Below are 17233 nucleotides of genomic sequence, written 5' to 3'. Positions count from 1 at the left end.
TGTTTCCTTAAATTCGGTTTCAGGTGCGCGAAGGCATTAAACAGTGAAGGCGTCTTGCAGCAGTTTTTCCTGCTGTTCGGCGTGCTTCGATGCGTAACCACAGGCTGGCGCGGCGGAAGCGTCGCGGCCGGCGTATTCCAGGACCAGCGCCTTGTTGTGGCGGCCCAGAATACGGCGCATGTGGTGCTGACTGCTGTACCAGGCGCCCTGGTTCATCGGTTCTTCCTGGCACCAGACCGCATGCTTGAGGTTGGTGTATTGCGCCAGGATTTCGACCAGGTCGTCTTCCGGGAACGGATACAGCTGCTCCAGACGCAGGATCGCGATGTCTTCACGGCCTTCGGCACGGCGTTTTTCCAGCAGGTCGTAGTAGACCTTGCCGCTGCACAGGACCAGGCGTTCGACCTTGGCCGGATCGAGGCTGTCGATTTCCGGGATCACGGTCTGGAACGAGCCTTCTGCCAGGTCTTCCAGGGTCGAGATGGCCAGCTTGTGGCGCAGCAGCGACTTCGGCGTTAGGACCACCAGCGGCTTGCGCAGCGGGCGAATGACCTGGCGACGCAGCAGGTGGTAGATCTGTGCCGGGGTGGTTGGTACGCAGACCTGGATGTTGTGCTCGGCGCACAGCTGCAGGTAACGCTCCAGACGCGCGGAGGAGTGCTCCGGGCCCTGCCCTTCATAACCGTGTGGCAGCAGCATGGTCAGACCGCACAGGCGGCCCCACTTGTGCTCACCGCTGGTGATGAACTGGTCGATCACTACCTGGGCACCGTTGGCGAAGTCGCCGAACTGGGCTTCCCAGATCACCAGCGCGTTCGGCGTGGTGGTCGAGTAGCCGTATTCGAAGGCCAGTACTGCCTCTTCCGACAGGAAGGAGTCGTACAGGTCGAAACGTGGCTGGCCCGGGAACAGGTTCTTCAGCGGTACGTAGGTGCTGGCGTCCTTCTGGTTGTGCAGCACCGCGTGACGGTGCGAGAAGGTGCCACGGCCGATGTCCTGGCCGGTCATGCGGATCGGGTGACCTTCGAACTGCAGGGTGGCGTAAGCCATGGTCTCTGCATAACCCCAGTTGATCGGCAAGCCACCGGCCTGCATCTTCTGGCGATCTTCGTAGATCTTCGCGACCTGACGCTGGACGACGAAGCCTTCCGGCAGTTCCAGCAGCTTGGCCGACAGGTCCTGCAGGGTCTTGAGGTCGAAGCGGGTGTCGTGACGCGCGGTCCAGGCATGGCCCAGGTACGGGCGCCAGTCAACGAACAGCTCGCGGTTCGGCTCCTTGACCAGGCTCTTCACCACGTGCAGGCCGTTGTCCAGGGCGTTGCGATATTCGTCGATCTTGGCCTGAGCACGCTCGGCGTCGATGCGACCGGCCTGGATCAGCGCCTCAGCGTACAACTCACGAGTCGTGCGCTGCTTGGTGATCTGCTGATACATCAGCGGCTGGGTGCCGTTCGGCTCATCGGCCTCGTTGTGGCCGCGACGACGGTAGCAGACCAGGTCGATGACCACGTCACGCTTGAACTGCATGCGGTAATCGATGGCCAGCTGGGTCACGAACAGTACCGCTTCCGGATCGTCACCGTTGACGTGCAGGATCGGCGCCTGAATCATCTTGGCGACGTCGGTGGCGTACTCGGTGGAACGTGCGTCCAGCGGGTTGCTGATGGTGAAACCAACCTGGTTGTTGATCACGATGTGCACGGTTCCGCCGGTCTTGAAACCGCGGGTCTGCGACATCTGGAAGGTTTCCATGACCACGCCCTGGCCGGCGAATGCAGCGTCGCCGTGGATCGAGATCGGCAGAACCTTGTCACCCACGGTGTCGTTGCGACGGTCCTGACGGGCGCGCACCGAACCTTCCACCACTGGCGAGACGATTTCCAGGTGGGACGGGTTGAACGCCATGGCCAGGTGAACTTCGCCACCCGGGGTCATCACGTTCGAAGAGAAGCCCTGGTGATACTTCACGTCACCGGAGCCCAGCTCGTTCATCTTCTTGCCTTCGAACTCGTCGAACAGCTCGCGCGGGTTCTTGCCGAAGGTGTTGACCAGCACGTTCAGACGGCCGCGGTGGGCCATGCCGATCACGACTTCCTTGGTGCCATAGGAGCCGGAGCGCTGGATCATCTCGTCCAGCATCGGGATCAGGCTTTCGCCGCCCTCGAGGCCGAAACGCTTGGTGCCTGGGTACTTGGTGCCCAGGTATTTCTCAAGGCCTTCACCGGCAGTCACGCGCTCGAGCAGGTGCGTCTGCACGTCGACCGAGAATTCCGGACGGCCACGCACGCTTTCCAGGCGCTGCTGGAACCAGCTGCGCTGCTCGGAATCGACGATATGGGTGAACTCGGCGCCAATGGTGCGACAATATGTCTTCTGGAGTGCCTCGAAGATGTCGCGTAGGCTCGCCTCCTCTTTGCCGATGAACAGGTCGCCGGCACGGAAGGTCGTATCAAGATCGGCATTGGTCAAGCCGTAGTGATTGATCGACAGGTCTACAGGCGCAGGTCGCTGCCACAACCCCAACGGGTCGAGCTTGGCAGCCTGATGGCCGCGCATACGATAGGCCTGGATCAGTCGCAGAACTTCAACCTGCTTCTTCTCGTGTTCTGTGCTCACGCTCCCGGCGGAAACCGGTTGGGCGCGGCGCTGGTTCTTTGCCAGCAGTACGAAATGGTCGCGGATCGTCGAGTGCGATACATCGGTAGCGGTGCTGCCGTCGGCTGGCAACTTCTGGAAGTAAGTGCGCCACTCTTCTGGCACAGCGTTAGGGTCGTGCAGGTAGAGCTCGTAGAGCTCTTCCACATATGCAGCGTTACCACCTGAAAGGTGGGCGCTATCCCACATGCGCTGCATCACGCTTTCTTGCATGCTTGGTCACCCTCGGTTAGGGGACTGATCGGCGAGAGCCACAGCAAACCTGGAAAAGTCCGAATAAAGCGACTGAGCCACGCCACTTGGATCCTGCTGATTTTCCGGGTACCAGCCCGGAAAGCCCCTGCTGGTCTCATATCTTCATAGGTATCGAGCGCGGGCTTTGTGGGCCCTTGCTCAGGTTTTACCTCAGTGCGGGCTCACCACCCGCACCTCGGCTTACTGCAGTTACAACGCTTTGTATCAGGTGCCGCTTTGCAGCAGCATGTTACGTACGTGACCGATTGCCTTGGTAGGGTTCAGACCCTTCGGGCAAACGTTGACGCAGTTCATGATCCCGCGGCAGCGGAATACGCTGAACGGGTCATCCAGGGACGCCAGGCGCTCCTGGGTCTTGGTGTCACGGCTGTCGGCCAGGAAGCGATAGGCCTGCAGCAGGGCGGCCGGGCCCAGGAACTTGTCTGGGTTCCACCAGAACGACGGGCAGGAGGTCGAGCAGCAAGCGCACAGGATGCACTCGTACAGACCGTCCAGCTTGTCGCGGTCTTCCGGCGACTGCAGACGCTCGATGGCCGGAGCCGGGGTGTCGTTCTGCAGGAACGGCTTCACCTTCTCGTACTGCTTGTAGAAGATGCTCATATCGACCACCAGGTCACGAATGACCGGCAGGCCTGGCAGCGGACGCAGAACCAGCTTGTTGCCCTTGACCACGCCCGACAGCGGGGTGATGCAGGCCAGGCCGTTCTTGCCGTTCATGTTCATACCATCGGAACCGCAAACGCCTTCACGGCAGGAGCGACGGTACGAGAATCCCTCGTCCTTCTCCTTGATCAGCGCCAGCACGTCCAGCACCATCAGGTCCTTGCCGCCGGTATCGACGTCGAACGACTCCATCTTGGGCGCCGAGTCGGTATCCGGGTTGTAACGATAAACTTCGACTTTCAACATAGCAGCCACCCTTAGTAAGTCCGGACTTTTGGTTCGAAGGCTGGAACAGTCTTCGGCGCAAAGTTGACGCCACGCTTGGCGACGCGCTTCTCACCCGGGTAGTACAGGGTGTGGCACAGCCAGTTTTCGTCGTCACGGTCTTCGAAGTCTTCACGGGCGTGAGCGCCGCGGGACTCTTTACGGGCTTCGGCCGCAATGGCGGTAGCTTCGGCGACTTCCAGCAGGTTCTGCAGCTCCAGCGCTTCGATACGCGCGGTGTTGAAGGCCTGGGACTTGTCGTTGATCTTGACGTTGGCGATGCGCTCGCGCAGGCCGGCCAGCTGCTCGATACCCTTCTGCATGTATTCGCCAGTGCGGAATACACCGAAGTAGTTCTGCATGCAGCTCTGCAGCTCGCGCTTCAGGCTGGCAACGTCTTCGCCGGATGTACGCTCGTTGAGCTTGTTCAGGCGGTTCAGCGCAACATCGATGTCGGTGTCGCTGGCGTCGAGGTGTTCGATGCCATCGCTCAGCGCCTTCTCCAGGTGCAGGCCGGCAGCACGGCCGAACACCACCAGGTCGAGCAGCGAGTTGCCGCCCAGGCGGTTGGCGCCGTGTACCGATACGCACGCCACTTCACCTACGGCGAACAGGCCAGGAATGATGTGATCCTTGCCTTCTTCGTCCATGGTGATGGCCTGGCCATGAATGTTGGTGGCTACACCACCCATCATGTAGTGGCAGGTTGGAACGACCGGCACCGGCGCGACGACTGGGTCGACGTGGGCGAAGGTCTTGGACAGTTCGCAGATACCTGGCAGGCGGCTGTGCAGCACTTCCTCGCCAAGGTGGTCCAGCTTCAGCAGTACGTGGTCCTTGTTCGGGCCCACGCCATTGCCGGCGATGATTTCCTTGACCATGGAACGGGCAACCACGTCGCGGCCGGCCAGGTCTTTGGCGTTCGGCGCGTAACGCTCCATGAAGCGCTCGCCGTGGGCGTTGATCAGGTAGCCACCCTCACCGCGGCAGCCTTCGGTGACCAGTACACCGGCGCCGGCGATGCCGGTCGGGTGGAACTGCCACATCTCGATGTCCTGTACCGGTACGCCTGCACGCAGGGCCATGCCGATACCGTCACCGGTGTTGATCAGGGCATTGGTGGTGGAGGCGTAGATACGGCCTGCACCGCCAGTGGCCAATACGGTGGCCTTGGACTTGATGTACATGGTTTCGCCGGTTTCGATGCAGATCGCGATCACACCGACAAAGGCGCCTTCCTGGTTCTTCACCAGGTCAACGGCGTAGTACTCGTTGAGGAAAGTGGTACCGGCTTTCAGGTTGCCCTGGTACAGGGTGTGCAGCAGCGCGTGACCGGTACGGTCGGAAGCGGCGCAGGTACGGGCGGCCTGGCCACCTTTACCGAAGTCCTTGGACTGGCCACCGAACGGACGCTGGTAGATACGGCCGGTTTCGGTACGCGAGAACGGCAGGCCCATGTGGTCCAGCTCGAAGACCGCAGCCGGGCCTTCCTGACACATGTATTCGATAGCGTCCTGGTCACCGATGTAGTCGGAACCCTTGACGGTATCGTACATGTGCCAGCGCCAGTCGTCGTTCGGGTCAGCCGAAGCGATGGCGCAGGTGATGCCGCCCTGGGCGGATACAGTGTGCGAACGGGTCGGGAAGACCTTGGTGACTACGGCAGTCTTGTGACCGCCCTGGGCCAGCTGCAGCGCTGCGCGCATGCCGGCGCCGCCGCCACCGATGATGATGGCGTCGAAGGAAATGGTTGGAATGCTAGCCATGGATCAGATACCCCAGAGAATCTGCACACCCCAGACGAAGTAAGCGAACATCGCAACGCCGCATACCGCCTGGAACAGGAAACGAATCGCAGTCGCCGACTTGCCGAACGACATCGGCGTCAGGTAGTCGGTGGCGATGGTCCACATGCCGACCCAGGCGTGGGCGCCCAGGGCAACGAGGGCCAGCAGACTGAAAATGCGCATCGCGTTGTTGGAGAACAGACCATGCCACTGGGTGTAGTCGATGCCTGGGTGGCAGACCACGTAGCCGATCAGGAAGATGAAGTAAGCCGCGAGAACGACCGCCGATACGCGCTGCGCCATCCAGTCATAGAGGCCCGAACGCGACAGGTTCGTGACATTGGTTACCATACCCAAACTCCCACCAGAACGATCAGCACCACGGAGATGACGATCACGATTTTCGAGCCCAGCTTGCCGCCTTCCAGCGTCTCACCGATACCCATGTCCATGATCAGGTGGCGTACACCTGCCACGAGGTGATAAAGCAGGGCGGACAGCAGACCCCAGGTCACGAACTTGGCCAGCGGACTGGTCAGACACGCCTTCACCTCACCGAAGCCTTCCTCGGAACCCAGCGACTTGCCCAGTGCATAAAGCATGATGGCAAGGCCGAGGAACAGGATGACGCCGGAGATACGGTGCAGAATGGACGTGTACGCAGTGACAGGAAGCTTGATGGTCCTTAGGTCTAGGTTTACAGGTCGTTGGCTTTTCACGGCTTTTTTCACACTGAAGAGCCCCTAGCGAATCAGGGCAAAGTTGTTGGTAAGTGTACTGGTCAGGTACCCACCACCCAGGGAACGGCGACCCCCAGCAGTTCGGGCTTGCAAGCCCCTGGGAGTCGGGTGCCGAGTATAGACAGTTAGGCTGCTTATGACAACGTGACGGGGTAGCCCAAATAGCGGATTGCCTTTAGCGAGCAAAAGGCGTAAACGGGCGAGAAATTCTAGAAAAAACAGGCTTCAGAGGGGCTTTCAACCAGCCTTTAGGCAAATTGACATTCGAATTTACTTCTCTATAGTGGTGCGGGCCCTGCGTGGGGGGCTGTCTGATGATTTCAAGCATTAATAGGAGGCCACATGGCTGACAAAAAAGCGCAGTTGGTCATCGAGGGCGCTGCCCCCGTCGAGCTGCCCATTTTAACCGGCACCGTTGGTCCTGATGTAATCGACGTCCGCGGGTTGGGGGCCACTGGTCACTTCACCTTCGACCCTGGTTTCATGGCGACCGCCTCGTGCGAGTCGAAGATCACCTACATCGACGGCGACAAGGGCGTGCTGCTGCACCGCGGCTACCCGATCGAACAGCTCGCCGAGAAATCGGACTACCTGGAAACCTGCTACCTGCTGCTCAACGGCGAACTGCCGAATGCCGAGCAGAAGGCCCAGTTCGTCAGCACCGTCAAGAACCACACCATGGTTCACGAGCAGCTGAAGTCCTTCTTCAACGGTTTCCGCCGCGACGCTCACCCGATGGCGGTGATGTGCGGTGTGGTCGGCGCCCTGTCGGCGTTCTACCACGACTCCCTGGACATCAATAACCCGCAACACCGCGAAATCTCCGCGGTGCGCCTGGTCGCCAAGATGCCGACCCTGGCCGCGATGGTTTACAAGTACTCCATGGGCCAGCCGATGATGTACCCGCGCAACGACCTGTCGTACGCGGAAAACTTCCTGCACATGATGTTCAACACCCCGTGCGAGATCAAACCGATCAGCCCGGTGCTGGCCAAGGCAATGGACCGGATCTTCATCCTCCACGCCGACCACGAGCAGAACGCCTCCACCTCCACCGTGCGCCTGGCAGGCTCCTCGGGCGCCAACCCGTTCGCCTGTATCGCTGCTGGTATCGCCGCACTGTGGGGCCCGGCCCACGGCGGTGCGAACGAAGCGGTCCTGACCATGCTCGATGAAATCGGCGATGTCTCGAACATCGACAAGTACATCGCCAAGGCCAAGGACAAGAACGACCCGTTCAAGCTGATGGGCTTCGGTCATCGCGTCTACAAGAACCGTGACCCGCGCGCCACCGTGATGAAGAAGACCTGCGACGAAGTCCTGGGTGAACTGGGCATCAAGAACGATCCGCAGCTGGAACTGGCCATGCGCCTGGAAGAGATCGCCCTGACCGATCCGTACTTCATCGAGCGCTCGCTGTACCCGAACGTCGACTTCTACTCGGGCATCATCCTGAAAGCGATCGGCATTCCGACCAGCATGTTCACCGTGATCTTCGCCCTGGCACGTACTGTCGGCTGGATCTCGCACTGGAAAGAAATGCTCTCCAGCCCGTACAAGATCGGCCGCCCTCGCCAGCTGTACACCGGCGAACTGCAGCGCGACATCGTCGAGCTGAAGGACCGCAAGTAAGCCTTACCCGCCGAACGCAAAAAAGGCTGCCCCATGGCAGCCTTTTTTATTGCCTTGCCGGGCCGAGCTCAGTTCTTCTCGGCCAGTTCACGCAAGCCTTTGAGGGTATTGAACGGCGAATCGACCACGAACTTGTTGGCGATCATCGATGGCACGCTACCGCCCGGTTCGGTGTGCACCTGGTAAGTCACTTCAGTGCTGTCACCCTTGGGTACCAGCTTCCAGAAGCCCTGCACCTTGGCCACCCGTACGAAGCCTTTCTCTTCCGGGATGTAGGTCGGTTCTTCGACCAGATTTCGGGTCAGGCTGCCGTCAGCCCCCTTGATGGTGGTGACACGCAACACGGAGTCACGCGGCGTCACCGGCCACGGCGTATTGAACTGGGTGTAGGTCCAGCTCTGGTCGCCTTCGTGCTTGAGCAACTTCTGCGACTTGCACTCGTGAATCCACTTGCAAGCCCCAGCCACGTCTTCCTGTAGCGCCTGGACCTTGGCCAGCGGCGCCTTGATCAGGGTCACGCCCTGGTAGGCCTTGTACTTGGAGCCCGGCACCTCACTGAGCGAGACCTTGATGCCCTCCTCGTCCTTGGCCACCTGCCAGTTTTCGGCCCAGGCAGCCGGCGCCAGCAGGACACCCATGCCACACAGCAGTGCAATACGCTTGAACGATCTCATCATGTTTATCCTTGTTGTCGAAGATCCAGCCTCTCACGCCGCCGTTATCTGCTCCCACCAACCAAGAATCCTGATTGCCTCGTCGCGGTCATTGCCGCACACCTCGATATCCGCCTTGAAACCGCCACACACCGCCGGCCGCTCGGGCTTACCGAACAGGTCGCAGAGGTTTTCCGCTGTCAGGTGCAGGCAGCGCTCGCCCGCCGGCTTGCCCTGGGGCATGCGCGGCAGCGCCGAGCTGATGGACGGGGCAATGCAGCAGGCACCACAACCCTCACGACACTTCATGGCTGAATCAGGACTCCCTGGAGCAAAACGGGACGATCGTCCCTGGATAGTAACCGCTCAAACATGCGTTTTAAATTGGCAACCCGATGAAAACGGCCGTGACCCGGCAGTCAGTTGAGCAAGCTCAGTTGCGGAACTGGAAATCGATCGCCGCGCCTTCCACATCGTGCCGGCTTTCGTTGCGCAGCTGCAGCTGCATCTCATTGCTTATCAACCGGCCGTTGAGCTGAAACGGGCTGTCGTTGGTTTCCGGCTTTTCCGTGAACATGGCGGGCAGCAAAGGTTTGCGGCGGGTCGAAGGATCGCCCACTTCAGGCTCGAGATTGTTCACCATCTCGGTCGGCAGACTCAGGTCCAGCTTGGCTTTGGGCAATGGTTGCGTGACCGACTTGCTGACCGGTTTCTTGGGCTTGGGCTTGGGCTTGGGCTTGGGCTTGGCCTTGGCGACCGCTGGCTTGGCTTTGGCTACAGGCTTTGCCGCCTTGTCATGCCCTGCTTGCGCCTGGGCAGCAGCCTGCGCAGCCTGGACTACAGGCAGGCACAACGGCGCAATACAGATCATCAGGGCGACACTACGCAACAGATTCATGGACATCAACAGGCAGGCGGAATTGTAAAAGTGCGTATGCTCCCTGTTCCGCCCGCTACTGGCAAGCCTACAAAAGTGAGGGCTGCGATTCTCTGCACAATTGCTGGGCCAAAAGCCCGAGCGTGATGACCGCCCGCTCGGCCTCCTTGTTCCATGGAATGCCACAGTTGAGCCGGATGCAGTGGTTGAACTGCTCGGTGTTACTGAAGATCAGCCCAGGCGCGATACTGATGCCCTGCTCCAGTGCACGCACATGCAGTTCCTGCGTGTTCACCCGCCCCGGCAGGCTGACCCAAAGGATGAAACCGCCGGTTGGCCGGGTCATCTGGGTACCTTCCGGGAAGTGCTGCTGAACCGCCAGCTGGTAGGCACTGAGGTTCTTGCGATACTCCTGGCGGATATATCGCAAATGCCGGTCGTAGCCACCGTTCTCCAGGTACGCCGCCACACCCATTTGCGTCACGCTGCACGCCGAGTGGGTAGTGAACGTCTGCAGGCGCTGGATTTCATCCTGATAACGCCCCGCCACCATCCAGCCGACCCGCACCCCGGGCGAAAGGGTCTTGGAAAAGCTCGAGCAGTAGATGACCCGGTCCAGCCGATCGAAGGCCTTGAGCGCCTTGGTCTTGCCCTGCTCGAACATCAGTTCGCCGTAGATGTCATCTTCGACGATCTGGATATCGAAGTCCGATGCCAGGCGCAGCAACTGCTTCTGCCGCTCCTCTGGCACAGTGCCGCCCAATGGATTGCTCAGGCGCGTGGTCAACACCAAGGCCTTGATCGACCACTGATTGGCGGCCAGTTGCAAAGCTTCAAGGCTGATGCCGGTGGACGGGTCACTGGGGATCTCGATCACCTTCAACCCCAACAGGTCCGCCAACTGCAGGAGCCCGTAATAGGTTGGCGACTCGGCCGCGATCAGATCACCCGGGCGGGTCAGCACCCGCAGCGACATCTGCAACGCATCGACACAGCCATGGGTGACGATCACCTCACGCGGGTCGACCAGCACGCCGGCATCACGCATGCGAATCGCGATCTGCCGGCGCAGTGGCTCGAAGCCGGGGCTGAACATGTAGCTGAAGGCACGCGGGCTGTGGAAGCGGGTGACCTTGGCGATCTGCTGGTGCAAGGCGCGCACCGGCAGGTAATCGACGTGCGGCACCGCAGCGCCGAATGGGAACACGCCATCGCGGCGCGCCTCGGTCAACACCTGCTGGATGATGCTGGCACGCGTGACCAGGCCAGGGCGCTCGACCCGGGCGATGTCCGGCGTCTGCGCGGTCAGGGCGGGCGTCTGATGCACGTAGTAGCCCGACTGCGGCCGGGCACGGATCAGCCCCTGATCCTCGAGATTGGCGTAGGCCTGCAACACCGTGGCATGGCTGACGTTGAGCTGGGCGCTCATCTTGCGCACGGACGGTACGCGCTCGCCTGGCTGGTAGACACCGCGACGGATGTCGTCGGCCAGTTGCTGGGCGATACGCTGGTACAGCAGCAGGTTGGTCATGGCGGTATCTCGACGCGCAGGCGGCTCGTTATTCTTGTACGACTCACTGACGGTAGAGCATACCGTAACAGTTGCAAAGTGTACTGGGACAGATGGCTAAGTAGTCAACAATACCGTTGCGTGACACCTGTCGAAACGATTAATCCGCGCCATGCCGATGGAAGCCGGGGCCGCTTTGCGGCCCCTTTTCAAGGTGTTCAGCGCGCTGGCGCGAGTCTACCCTTATCGTCAGAGAAGACGATTTCCACCCGGCGATTCTGCGCCCTGCCCCGCTCCGAAGCATTGGCCTCGATCGGGTACTGGTCGCCATAGCCTTCGACCTGCAGGCGTTTCTCGTCGATCCCCAGGTCGACCAGCATGTCTGCCACCGACTGGGCACGATCACGCGACAGCTTGAGGTTATCTTCTGGCGTACCGGTGCTGTCGGTATAGCCCTCGATCCGCACCACGCGACGCGGATTGAGCTGGAGGAACTGCACCAGCTTGAGCACGGTGCGGCTGGCAGAATTTTTCAGGTCGGCACTGCCGGTGTCGAACAGCACGTCACTCAGGGTCATCACCAAGCCTCGGTCAGCCTGCTCCGAGGCCAACGCGGCAATCTGGTTCTCCACCCATTTGCCCTGCTGCTGCACACTGGCCAGCTTGGCCTCGCGCAAGGCCAACTGCAGGCGCTGGCGTTCGAGGTCGAGCTTGGCCCGACGCTCCTCGCTCAGCGCCAGCTTGGCGTGCTCGCTGGCAATCTCGCTGTAGCGCTGGCTCAGGTAGGCATAATGGCGCACATCGCTGCCCGTACCGATGTAGCCGGAAAGGCGCTCGGCGCGGGACAGCGACTCACCGGCACGGATCACGTCACGCGGGGCGCTGCGCAGCACGTCGGCATCGTCCTTGACCTTCTGGAAGGCCACGGTCGCGTCATCCAGTGCCGCCGAACTGCGCTGGCTGGCGCAACCCTGCAAGCCGGCCGTCAGCACCAGCAGTGCAAGCGCGGTTTTCGCATTCAGACGCATCATGGCTGCACCTCCAGTTGCTTGCGCAGGCGCTTGACCCGCGTTTGCAGCAGCTGAAGCTGCTCTTCGCTCTTCTGGTTCAGCACCTGCGCCTCGGCCAGACGGGCATCCAGCTCGGCCTGTTCGGCACGCAGGCGTGCGTCACGGTAGTCCTCGGTCAGCATGTTGGTCTGGGCCCGGGCGAACTTGTCTTCGGCCAGCTTCAGCGCTTCGACCTGGTCGGTGGCACCGACTGCCTTGGCCTGCTCCAGCGCCTGCTCGGAAATTCGCATCTGCTCATTGGGCGCCGGGTCATTGGCGCAGCCGGCCAGGCCGAGCATGGCCACGGCTAGGATCAGGGATTGGGTTCTCACGCACTCTTCCTAATGTTTTGGGGCGTCCGCCTGCACTTGCATCTGCGCTTTCCAACGCTCGACATTACGTTGCAGCACGGCTTCGGACGCACCGGAGATCGGCAATTCTGTCAGCTTTTTCGCCAATTGCCCACGCAACCACGCGTCATTGCAGGCCGAATTGTGCGACAAGGCCAGGTACAGGCCCGGGCGGTCCACTGGCAAGCCACGCGCGATGAGGTTGTTGCTCATGCCCAGGCTTTGGGTCATGGCCATGCCCGAGTAGCGCCCGGCCAATACATAATCGACCTGGCCCAGCACCAGTTTCTGGAAGGCCTGGGTGAGGTTCTGCGCCGACACCAGCTTCAGCTGGGCCTTGGCGAAGGCAGTGAACGCCGGGGTCAGGCGCGCACGCTCGGACAGGCTGCCCTGATACTTGGCCAGGTCGGCCGGACCTTCGAACGCCAGCGTGGCGTCGTGGCGCGTCCAGACCAGGTATTCATTGAGCTGCAAGGGCGGGTGGATGTAGTCCAGCGCCGTCAGCTGCTCCACTTGCATGGGGGTATCGAGCAGCAGATCCATGCGCCCACTGCGCACCTCTTCCAGCGCCTGGTCGCGCCGGCCGGCACTGAGCACCTCGACTTTCACCCCCAGCTCGCCAAGTACCTGGCGCAGCAGGTCGACATTGGCGCCGATCAGGTGCTTCGGGTCGCTCGGGTCTTGCCAGGCATACGGCGGTGCGTCCGGGCTGCCGGTTGCCACCAGTCGCTCGCACTTGCCTGCCGCCATCACCACCGGCGACAGCAGCGTCACCATGCATGCCAGCACCCTGCCCGCTTCGCGCAACACCATCCTTCACTCCTTGCCCGGCAACAAAAAAGCCCGGCCCTCAGTGCGAGGGCCGGGCTTCTTTATAAGTGAAGCAGGCGGATCAGACCAGCTTTTCCAGCTCCGGAACGGCTTCGAACAGGTCGGCGACCAGGCCGTAGTCGGCTACCTGGAAGATCGGCGCTTCTTCATCCTTGTTGATCGCGACGATCACCTTGGAGTCCTTCATGCCGGCCAGGTGCTGGATCGCGCCGGAGATACCGACGGCGATGTACAGCTGTGGCGCAACGATCTTGCCAGTCTGGCCGACCTGCATGTCGTTCGGCACGAAGCCTGCGTCCACCGCGGCGCGCGAGGCACCGACGGCAGCGCCAAGCTTGTCGGCCAGGCTGTACAGGTGCTTGAAGTTGTCACCGTTGCCCATGCCACGGCCGCCGGAAACGACGATCTTGGCAGCGGTCAGCTCTGGGCGGTCGGACTTGGCCAGTTCTTCGCCAACGAAGGCCGAGATGCCGGCGTTGTGCGCAGCAGCCACCGCTTCAACGGCAGCCGAGCCACCTTCGGCGGCCACGGCGTCGAAGCCGGTGGTACGCACGGTGATGACCTTGACCGAAGCGCTCGATTGCACGGTGGCAATGGCGTTGCCGGCGTAGATCGGGCGCTTGAAGGTGTCGGCCGATTCAACCGAGATGATCTCGGAGATCTGGTCAACGTCCAGCAGCGCGGCAACGCGTGGCAGGATGTTCTTGCCGTTGGTGGTGGCCGGGGCCAGCACGTGGCTGTAGCCTTTCGCCAGCTCGACGATCAGCGGCGCGACGTTTTCTGGCAGGGCGTGGGCGTAGGCGGCGTTATCGGCAACCAGCACCTTGGCCACGCCAGCGATCTTGGCAGCGGATTCGGCGACGCCGCCGACGTTTGCGCCTGCGACCAGCACGTGGATATCACCACCGATCTTGGCGGCAGCGGCGACGGTGTTCAGGGTGGCCGGGGCTACGGCACCGTTCTCGTGTTCAGCGACAACCAGGATAGTCATTTAGATTACCTTCGCTTCGTTCTTCAGCTTCTCGACCAGTTCGGCCACCGATTTGACCTTGATGCCAGCGCTGCGGGCAGCCGGCGCTTCGACTTTCAGGGTCTTGTTGGTGGAGGCGAGGGACACGCCCAGCGCGTCTGGAGTCACGGTCTCCAGCGGCTTTTTCTTGGCCTTCATGATGTTCGGCAGCGACGCGTAGCGTGGCTCGTTCAGGCGCAGGTCGGTGGTGACGATGGCCGGGAGGTTCAGCGAAACGGTCTGCAGGCCGCCGTCGATTTCACGGGTGACGTTCAGCTTGTCGCCAGCGACTTCGACCTTGGAGGCGAAGGTGCCCTGGGCAAAGCCGGTCAGCGCGGCCAGCATCTGGCCGGTCTGGTTGTTGTCACTGTCGATGGCCTGCTTGCCGAGGATCACCAGTTGCGGCTGCTCCTTGTCGACAACGGCTTTCAGAGCCTTGGCCACGGCCAGGGAATTCAGCTCGTCAGCGACTTCGACCAGGATCGCGCGGTCGGCACCCAGGGCCAGGGCAGTACGCAGCTGCTCCTGAGCGGTGGTCGGGCCGACGGAGACGACGACAATCTCGGTCGCGACGCCCTTTTCCTTCAGGCGTACGGCTTCTTCCACGGCGATTTCGCAGAAGGGGTTCATGGACATCTTGACGTTAGCAAGGTCGACGCCGGAGTTGTCCGCCTTGACGCGAACCTTGACGTTGTAGTCGACCACTCGTTTGACAGCTACAAGAACCTTCATGGATTCCTCGTTACTCTCCGGTGAATAGATAGTCGCCTGGGGCAGAGCCCGGCGATGCGCGTGGGTACAAGGGCACCTCTGAAAACGTACCGGGAGGAGCAAACTTCATGGTGACCGAACAGTCTTGTCGCGACTGTTGCGGCAAATACCCACGGGTCATTTTCTGTGGTGGCGTGTAAACTCCACTACAAACCGGCCAAAGGCCGCAAAACCCTGCTCCACACCTGGTCTTTAGAGGTGTACCTGCGCCAGGCTGCAAGCCTACGGCGAACGTAAAACCGCTCGTATCTTGACCGCAACACCCAATCCGGTCAATACGGCAAATCGGTCACCTTCCAGCCGCGTTCCAGTGATTTTACTGGGCTCCGGCAAATTCAAACAAACGTTTGTATTGGACCCGCCAAGTGGTGTAGATATAATGCGCGCCAAGACAAAACGGTGTAGTCCGCCCTTTGCGTAGCTACAGTTTCGCGCCAGTGAAGCGCCGCTGCACGCAAGCACCCATAAGACAAAGCAACAGCACGAGCCTTGATGAGTAGGAGAGAACCTGTGGAACGCGAATACATGGAATTCGACGTGGTCATCGTCGGCGCAGGCCCTGCGGGCTTGTCCGCCGCCTGCCGCCTGAAGCAGAAGGCCGCCGAAGCCGGTAGCGAGATCAGCGTCTGCGTGGTGGAAAAAGGCTCCGAAGTAGGTGCTCATATTCTTTCCGGCGCGGTGTTCGAACCCCGCGCCCTGAACGAGCTGTTCCCCGACTGGAAGGAACTCGGCGCGCCGCTCAACACCGAAGTGAAGCGCGACGATATCTATGTGCTCAAGGACGCCGGCAGCTCGACCAAGGTCCCAGACCTGTTCGTGCCCAAGACCATGCACAACCACGGTAACTACATCATCTCCCTGGGCAACCTGTGCCGCTGGCTGGCCCAGCAGGCCGAAAACCTTGGCGTAGAAATCTACCCGGGCTTCGCCGCCCAAGAAGCGCTGTTCGACGAAAACGGCGTAGTCCGCGGTATCGTCACCGGTGACCTGGGTGTCGACCGTGAAGGCAATCCGAAGGACGGCCTGTATACCCCAGGCATGGAACTGCGCGCCAAGTACACCCTGTTCGCCGAAGGCTGCCGCGGCCATATCGGCAAGCAACTGATCAAGCGCTTCAACCTCGACAACGAAGCCGACGTCCAGCACTACGGCATCGGCCTGAAGGAAATCTGGGAAATCGACCCGGCCAAGCACGAGCAGGGCCTGGTGGTGCACACCGCTGGCTGGCCGCTGGACGTGACCAGCAAGGACAACACCGGCGGCTCGTTCCTCTATCACCTGGAGAACAACCAGGTGGTGGTCGGCCTGATCGTCGACCTCTCCTACGCCAACCCTTACCTTTCCCCGTTCGACGAGTTCCAGCGCCTCAAGCACCACCCGGTGATGAGCCAGTACCTCGAAGGCGGCAAGCGCATCAGCTACGGTGCCCGCGCCATCTGCAAAGGCGGCCTGAACTCGCTGCCGAAAATGGTCTTCAACGGCGGCGCGCTGATCGGTTGCGACCTCGGCACCCTGAACTTCTCCAAGATCAAGGGCAGCCACACCGCGATGAAATCCGGCATGCTCGCCGCCGAGGCAGTAGCTGATGCACTGGCTGCCGGCCGCGAAGGTGGCGACCTGCTCGACGGCTACGTCAGCGCCTTCAAGGCCAGCTGGCTGTACGAAGAACTGTTCGCCAGCCGCAACTTCGGCCCGGCACTGCACAAGTTCGGCCCGCTGCTCGGTGGCGCCTTCAACTATGTCGACCAGAACTGGTTCAACGGCAAGCTGCCGTTCACCCTGCACGACACCAAGCCAGACTATGCCTGCCTCAAACTCGCTGCCGAGTCGAAGAAGATCGACTACCCGAAACCGGACGGCAAGCTCAGCTTCGACAAGCTCAGCTCGGTATTCCTCTCCAGCACCAACCACGAAGAGGAACAACCCTGCCACCTGAAGCTGACCGACCCGAACGTGCCGATCGCCAGCAACCTGCCGCTGTACGACGAACCGGCCCAGCGTTACTGCCCGGCGGGCGTGTACGAAGTGGTCAGCCAGGAAGACGGCAGCAAGCGCTTCCAGATCAACGCGCAGAACTGCGTGCACTGCAAGACCTGCGACATCAAGGACCCGGCCCAGAACATCACCTGGGTCACCCCTGAAGGCGCTGGCGGGCCGAACTACCCGAACATGTAAGGCCACTGCCCT

16 protein-coding genes are annotated in these 17233 nt (G+C 61.3%); 2 read left to right on the top strand and 14 right to left on the bottom strand.

Translation table 11 applies throughout. The features are described from left to right. Positions 1–36: 36 nt before the first annotated feature. The 5 genes from BGP85_RS07565 to sdhC all read right to left on the bottom strand — a co-directional run bounded on the left by BGP85_RS07565 (position 37) and on the right by sdhC (position 6355). Positions 37–2868, bottom strand: coding sequence for a 2-oxoglutarate dehydrogenase E1 component (locus BGP85_RS07565; RefSeq protein WP_103446608.1), 2832 nt, complete (start codon positions 2866–2868; stop codon positions 37–39). A 246-nt stretch (positions 2869–3114) separates the two neighbouring features. After that, positions 3115–3819: a succinate dehydrogenase iron-sulfur subunit gene (locus BGP85_RS07560; protein WP_012315348.1), complete on the bottom strand. Its 705-nt coding sequence runs from the start codon at positions 3817–3819 to the stop codon at positions 3115–3117. An 11-nt stretch (positions 3820–3830) separates the two neighbouring features. Next, complete coding sequence (gene sdhA, locus BGP85_RS07555) at positions 3831–5603, bottom strand: succinate dehydrogenase flavoprotein subunit (protein WP_103446607.1); 1773 nt, start codon at positions 5601–5603, stop codon at positions 3831–3833. A gap of 3 nt (positions 5604–5606) precedes the next feature. Next, on the bottom strand, positions 5607–5975 hold the full coding sequence (sdhD, locus tag BGP85_RS07550) for a succinate dehydrogenase, hydrophobic membrane anchor protein (RefSeq protein WP_027921320.1): 369 nt from the start codon (positions 5973–5975) through the stop codon (positions 5607–5609). Continuing rightward, entirely contained in the window at positions 5969–6355 is a 387-nt protein-coding gene (sdhC, locus tag BGP85_RS07545) for a succinate dehydrogenase, cytochrome b556 subunit (protein ID WP_012315350.1), read from the bottom strand. The genes sdhD and sdhC overlap by 7 nt, the downstream gene beginning before the upstream one ends. A 351-nt stretch (positions 6356–6706) precedes the next feature. On the opposite strand from sdhC, the gene gltA reads away from it, so the two are divergent. After that, the gene (gene gltA / locus BGP85_RS07540; RefSeq protein ID WP_054899921.1) at positions 6707–7996 is read left to right on the top strand and encodes a citrate synthase; all 1290 of its coding nucleotides are present in this window, start codon (positions 6707–6709) and stop codon (positions 7994–7996) included. A 68-nt stretch (positions 7997–8064) separates the two neighbouring features. Here gltA and BGP85_RS07535 read toward each other — a convergent pair whose 3' ends face one another. The 9 genes from BGP85_RS07535 to BGP85_RS07495 all read right to left on the bottom strand — a co-directional run bounded on the left by BGP85_RS07535 (position 8065) and on the right by BGP85_RS07495 (position 15007). Continuing rightward, positions 8065–8670: an START domain-containing protein gene (locus tag BGP85_RS07535; RefSeq protein ID WP_103446606.1), complete on the bottom strand. Its 606-nt coding sequence runs from the start codon at positions 8668–8670 to the stop codon at positions 8065–8067. A gap of 33 nt (positions 8671–8703) precedes the next feature. Then, the gene (locus BGP85_RS07530; protein ID WP_103446605.1) at positions 8704–8958 is read right to left on the bottom strand and encodes a YkgJ family cysteine cluster protein; all 255 of its coding nucleotides are present in this window, start codon (positions 8956–8958) and stop codon (positions 8704–8706) included. 124 nt (positions 8959–9082) lie between these two features. Then, on the bottom strand, positions 9083–9547 hold the full coding sequence (locus BGP85_RS07525) for a hypothetical protein (RefSeq protein ID WP_103448222.1): 465 nt from the start codon (positions 9545–9547) through the stop codon (positions 9083–9085). A gap of 67 nt (positions 9548–9614) precedes the next feature. Further along, a complete protein-coding gene (locus BGP85_RS07520; RefSeq protein ID WP_027921315.1) occupies positions 9615–11057 on the bottom strand; it encodes an aminotransferase-like domain-containing protein in 1443 nt (480 codons plus the stop codon). A 197-nt stretch (positions 11058–11254) separates the two neighbouring features. Continuing rightward, positions 11255–12064: an OmpA family protein gene (locus BGP85_RS07515; protein ID WP_374755313.1), complete on the bottom strand. Its 810-nt coding sequence runs from the start codon at positions 12062–12064 to the stop codon at positions 11255–11257. Next, positions 12064–12417: a DUF4398 domain-containing protein gene (locus BGP85_RS07510; RefSeq protein WP_103446603.1), complete on the bottom strand. Its 354-nt coding sequence runs from the start codon at positions 12415–12417 to the stop codon at positions 12064–12066. Before BGP85_RS07510 ends, BGP85_RS07515 begins: the two co-directional genes overlap by 1 nt. Before the next feature lie 9 nt (positions 12418–12426). Beyond that, entirely contained in the window at positions 12427–13248 is an 822-nt protein-coding gene (locus BGP85_RS07505) for a substrate-binding periplasmic protein (RefSeq protein ID WP_103446602.1), read from the bottom strand. 79 nt (positions 13249–13327) lie between these two features. Beyond that, positions 13328–14257, bottom strand: a complete 930-nt coding sequence (locus BGP85_RS07500) for an electron transfer flavoprotein subunit alpha/FixB family protein (protein WP_103446601.1) — start codon at positions 14255–14257, stop codon at positions 13328–13330. Further along, on the bottom strand, positions 14258–15007 hold the full coding sequence (locus BGP85_RS07495) for an electron transfer flavoprotein subunit beta/FixA family protein (protein ID WP_103446600.1): 750 nt from the start codon (positions 15005–15007) through the stop codon (positions 14258–14260). A gap of 531 nt (positions 15008–15538) precedes the next feature. Here BGP85_RS07495 and BGP85_RS07490 point away from each other — a divergent pair. After that, complete coding sequence (locus BGP85_RS07490) at positions 15539–17221, top strand: electron transfer flavoprotein-ubiquinone oxidoreductase (protein WP_103446599.1); 1683 nt, start codon at positions 15539–15541, stop codon at positions 17219–17221. Positions 17222–17233 lie beyond the last annotated feature (12 nt).

The organism is Pseudomonas putida, from assembly GCF_002906855.1.
GTDB lineage: Bacteria > Pseudomonadota > Gammaproteobacteria > Pseudomonadales > Pseudomonadaceae > Aquipseudomonas > Aquipseudomonas putida_N.
This window is presented reverse-complemented; position numbering and strand designations above follow the sequence as displayed.

Excerpts from the sequence above, each read along its gene's own strand:
- BGP85_RS07565 (WP_103446608.1), bottom strand. The coding sequence starts at position 2,868 with ATGCAAGAAAGCGTGATGCAGCGCATGTGGGATAGCGCCCACCTTTCA.
- BGP85_RS07560 (WP_012315348.1), bottom strand. The coding sequence starts at position 3,819 with ATGTTGAAAGTCGAAGTTTATCGTTACAACCCGGATACCGACTCGGCG.
- sdhA (WP_103446607.1), bottom strand. The coding sequence starts at position 5,603 with ATGGCTAGCATTCCAACCATTTCCTTCGACGCCATCATCATCGGTGGC.
- sdhD (WP_027921320.1), bottom strand. The coding sequence starts at position 5,975 with ATGGTAACCAATGTCACGAACCTGTCGCGTTCGGGCCTCTATGACTGG.
- gltA (WP_054899921.1), top strand. The coding sequence starts at position 6,707 with ATGGCTGACAAAAAAGCGCAGTTGGTCATCGAGGGCGCTGCCCCCGTC.
- BGP85_RS07535 (WP_103446606.1), bottom strand. The coding sequence starts at position 8,670 with ATGAGATCGTTCAAGCGTATTGCACTGCTGTGTGGCATGGGTGTCCTG.
- BGP85_RS07530 (WP_103446605.1), bottom strand. The coding sequence starts at position 8,958 with ATGAAGTGTCGTGAGGGTTGTGGTGCCTGCTGCATTGCCCCGTCCATC.
- BGP85_RS07525 (WP_103448222.1), bottom strand. The coding sequence starts at position 9,547 with ATGAATCTGTTGCGTAGTGTCGCCCTGATGATCTGTATTGCGCCGTTG.
- BGP85_RS07520 (WP_027921315.1), bottom strand. The coding sequence starts at position 11,057 with ATGACCAACCTGCTGCTGTACCAGCGTATCGCCCAGCAACTGGCCGAC.
- BGP85_RS07515 (WP_374755313.1), bottom strand. The coding sequence starts at position 12,064 with ATGCGTCTGAATGCGAAAACCGCGCTTGCACTGCTGGTGCTGACGGCC.
- BGP85_RS07505 (WP_103446602.1), bottom strand. The coding sequence starts at position 13,248 with ATGGTGTTGCGCGAAGCGGGCAGGGTGCTGGCATGCATGGTGACGCTG.
- BGP85_RS07500 (WP_103446601.1), bottom strand. The coding sequence starts at position 14,257 with ATGACTATCCTGGTTGTCGCTGAACACGAGAACGGTGCCGTAGCCCCG.
- BGP85_RS07495 (WP_103446600.1), bottom strand. The coding sequence starts at position 15,007 with ATGAAGGTTCTTGTAGCTGTCAAACGAGTGGTCGACTACAACGTCAAG.
- BGP85_RS07490 (WP_103446599.1), top strand. The coding sequence starts at position 15,539 with ATGAGTAGGAGAGAACCTGTGGAACGCGAATACATGGAATTCGACGTG.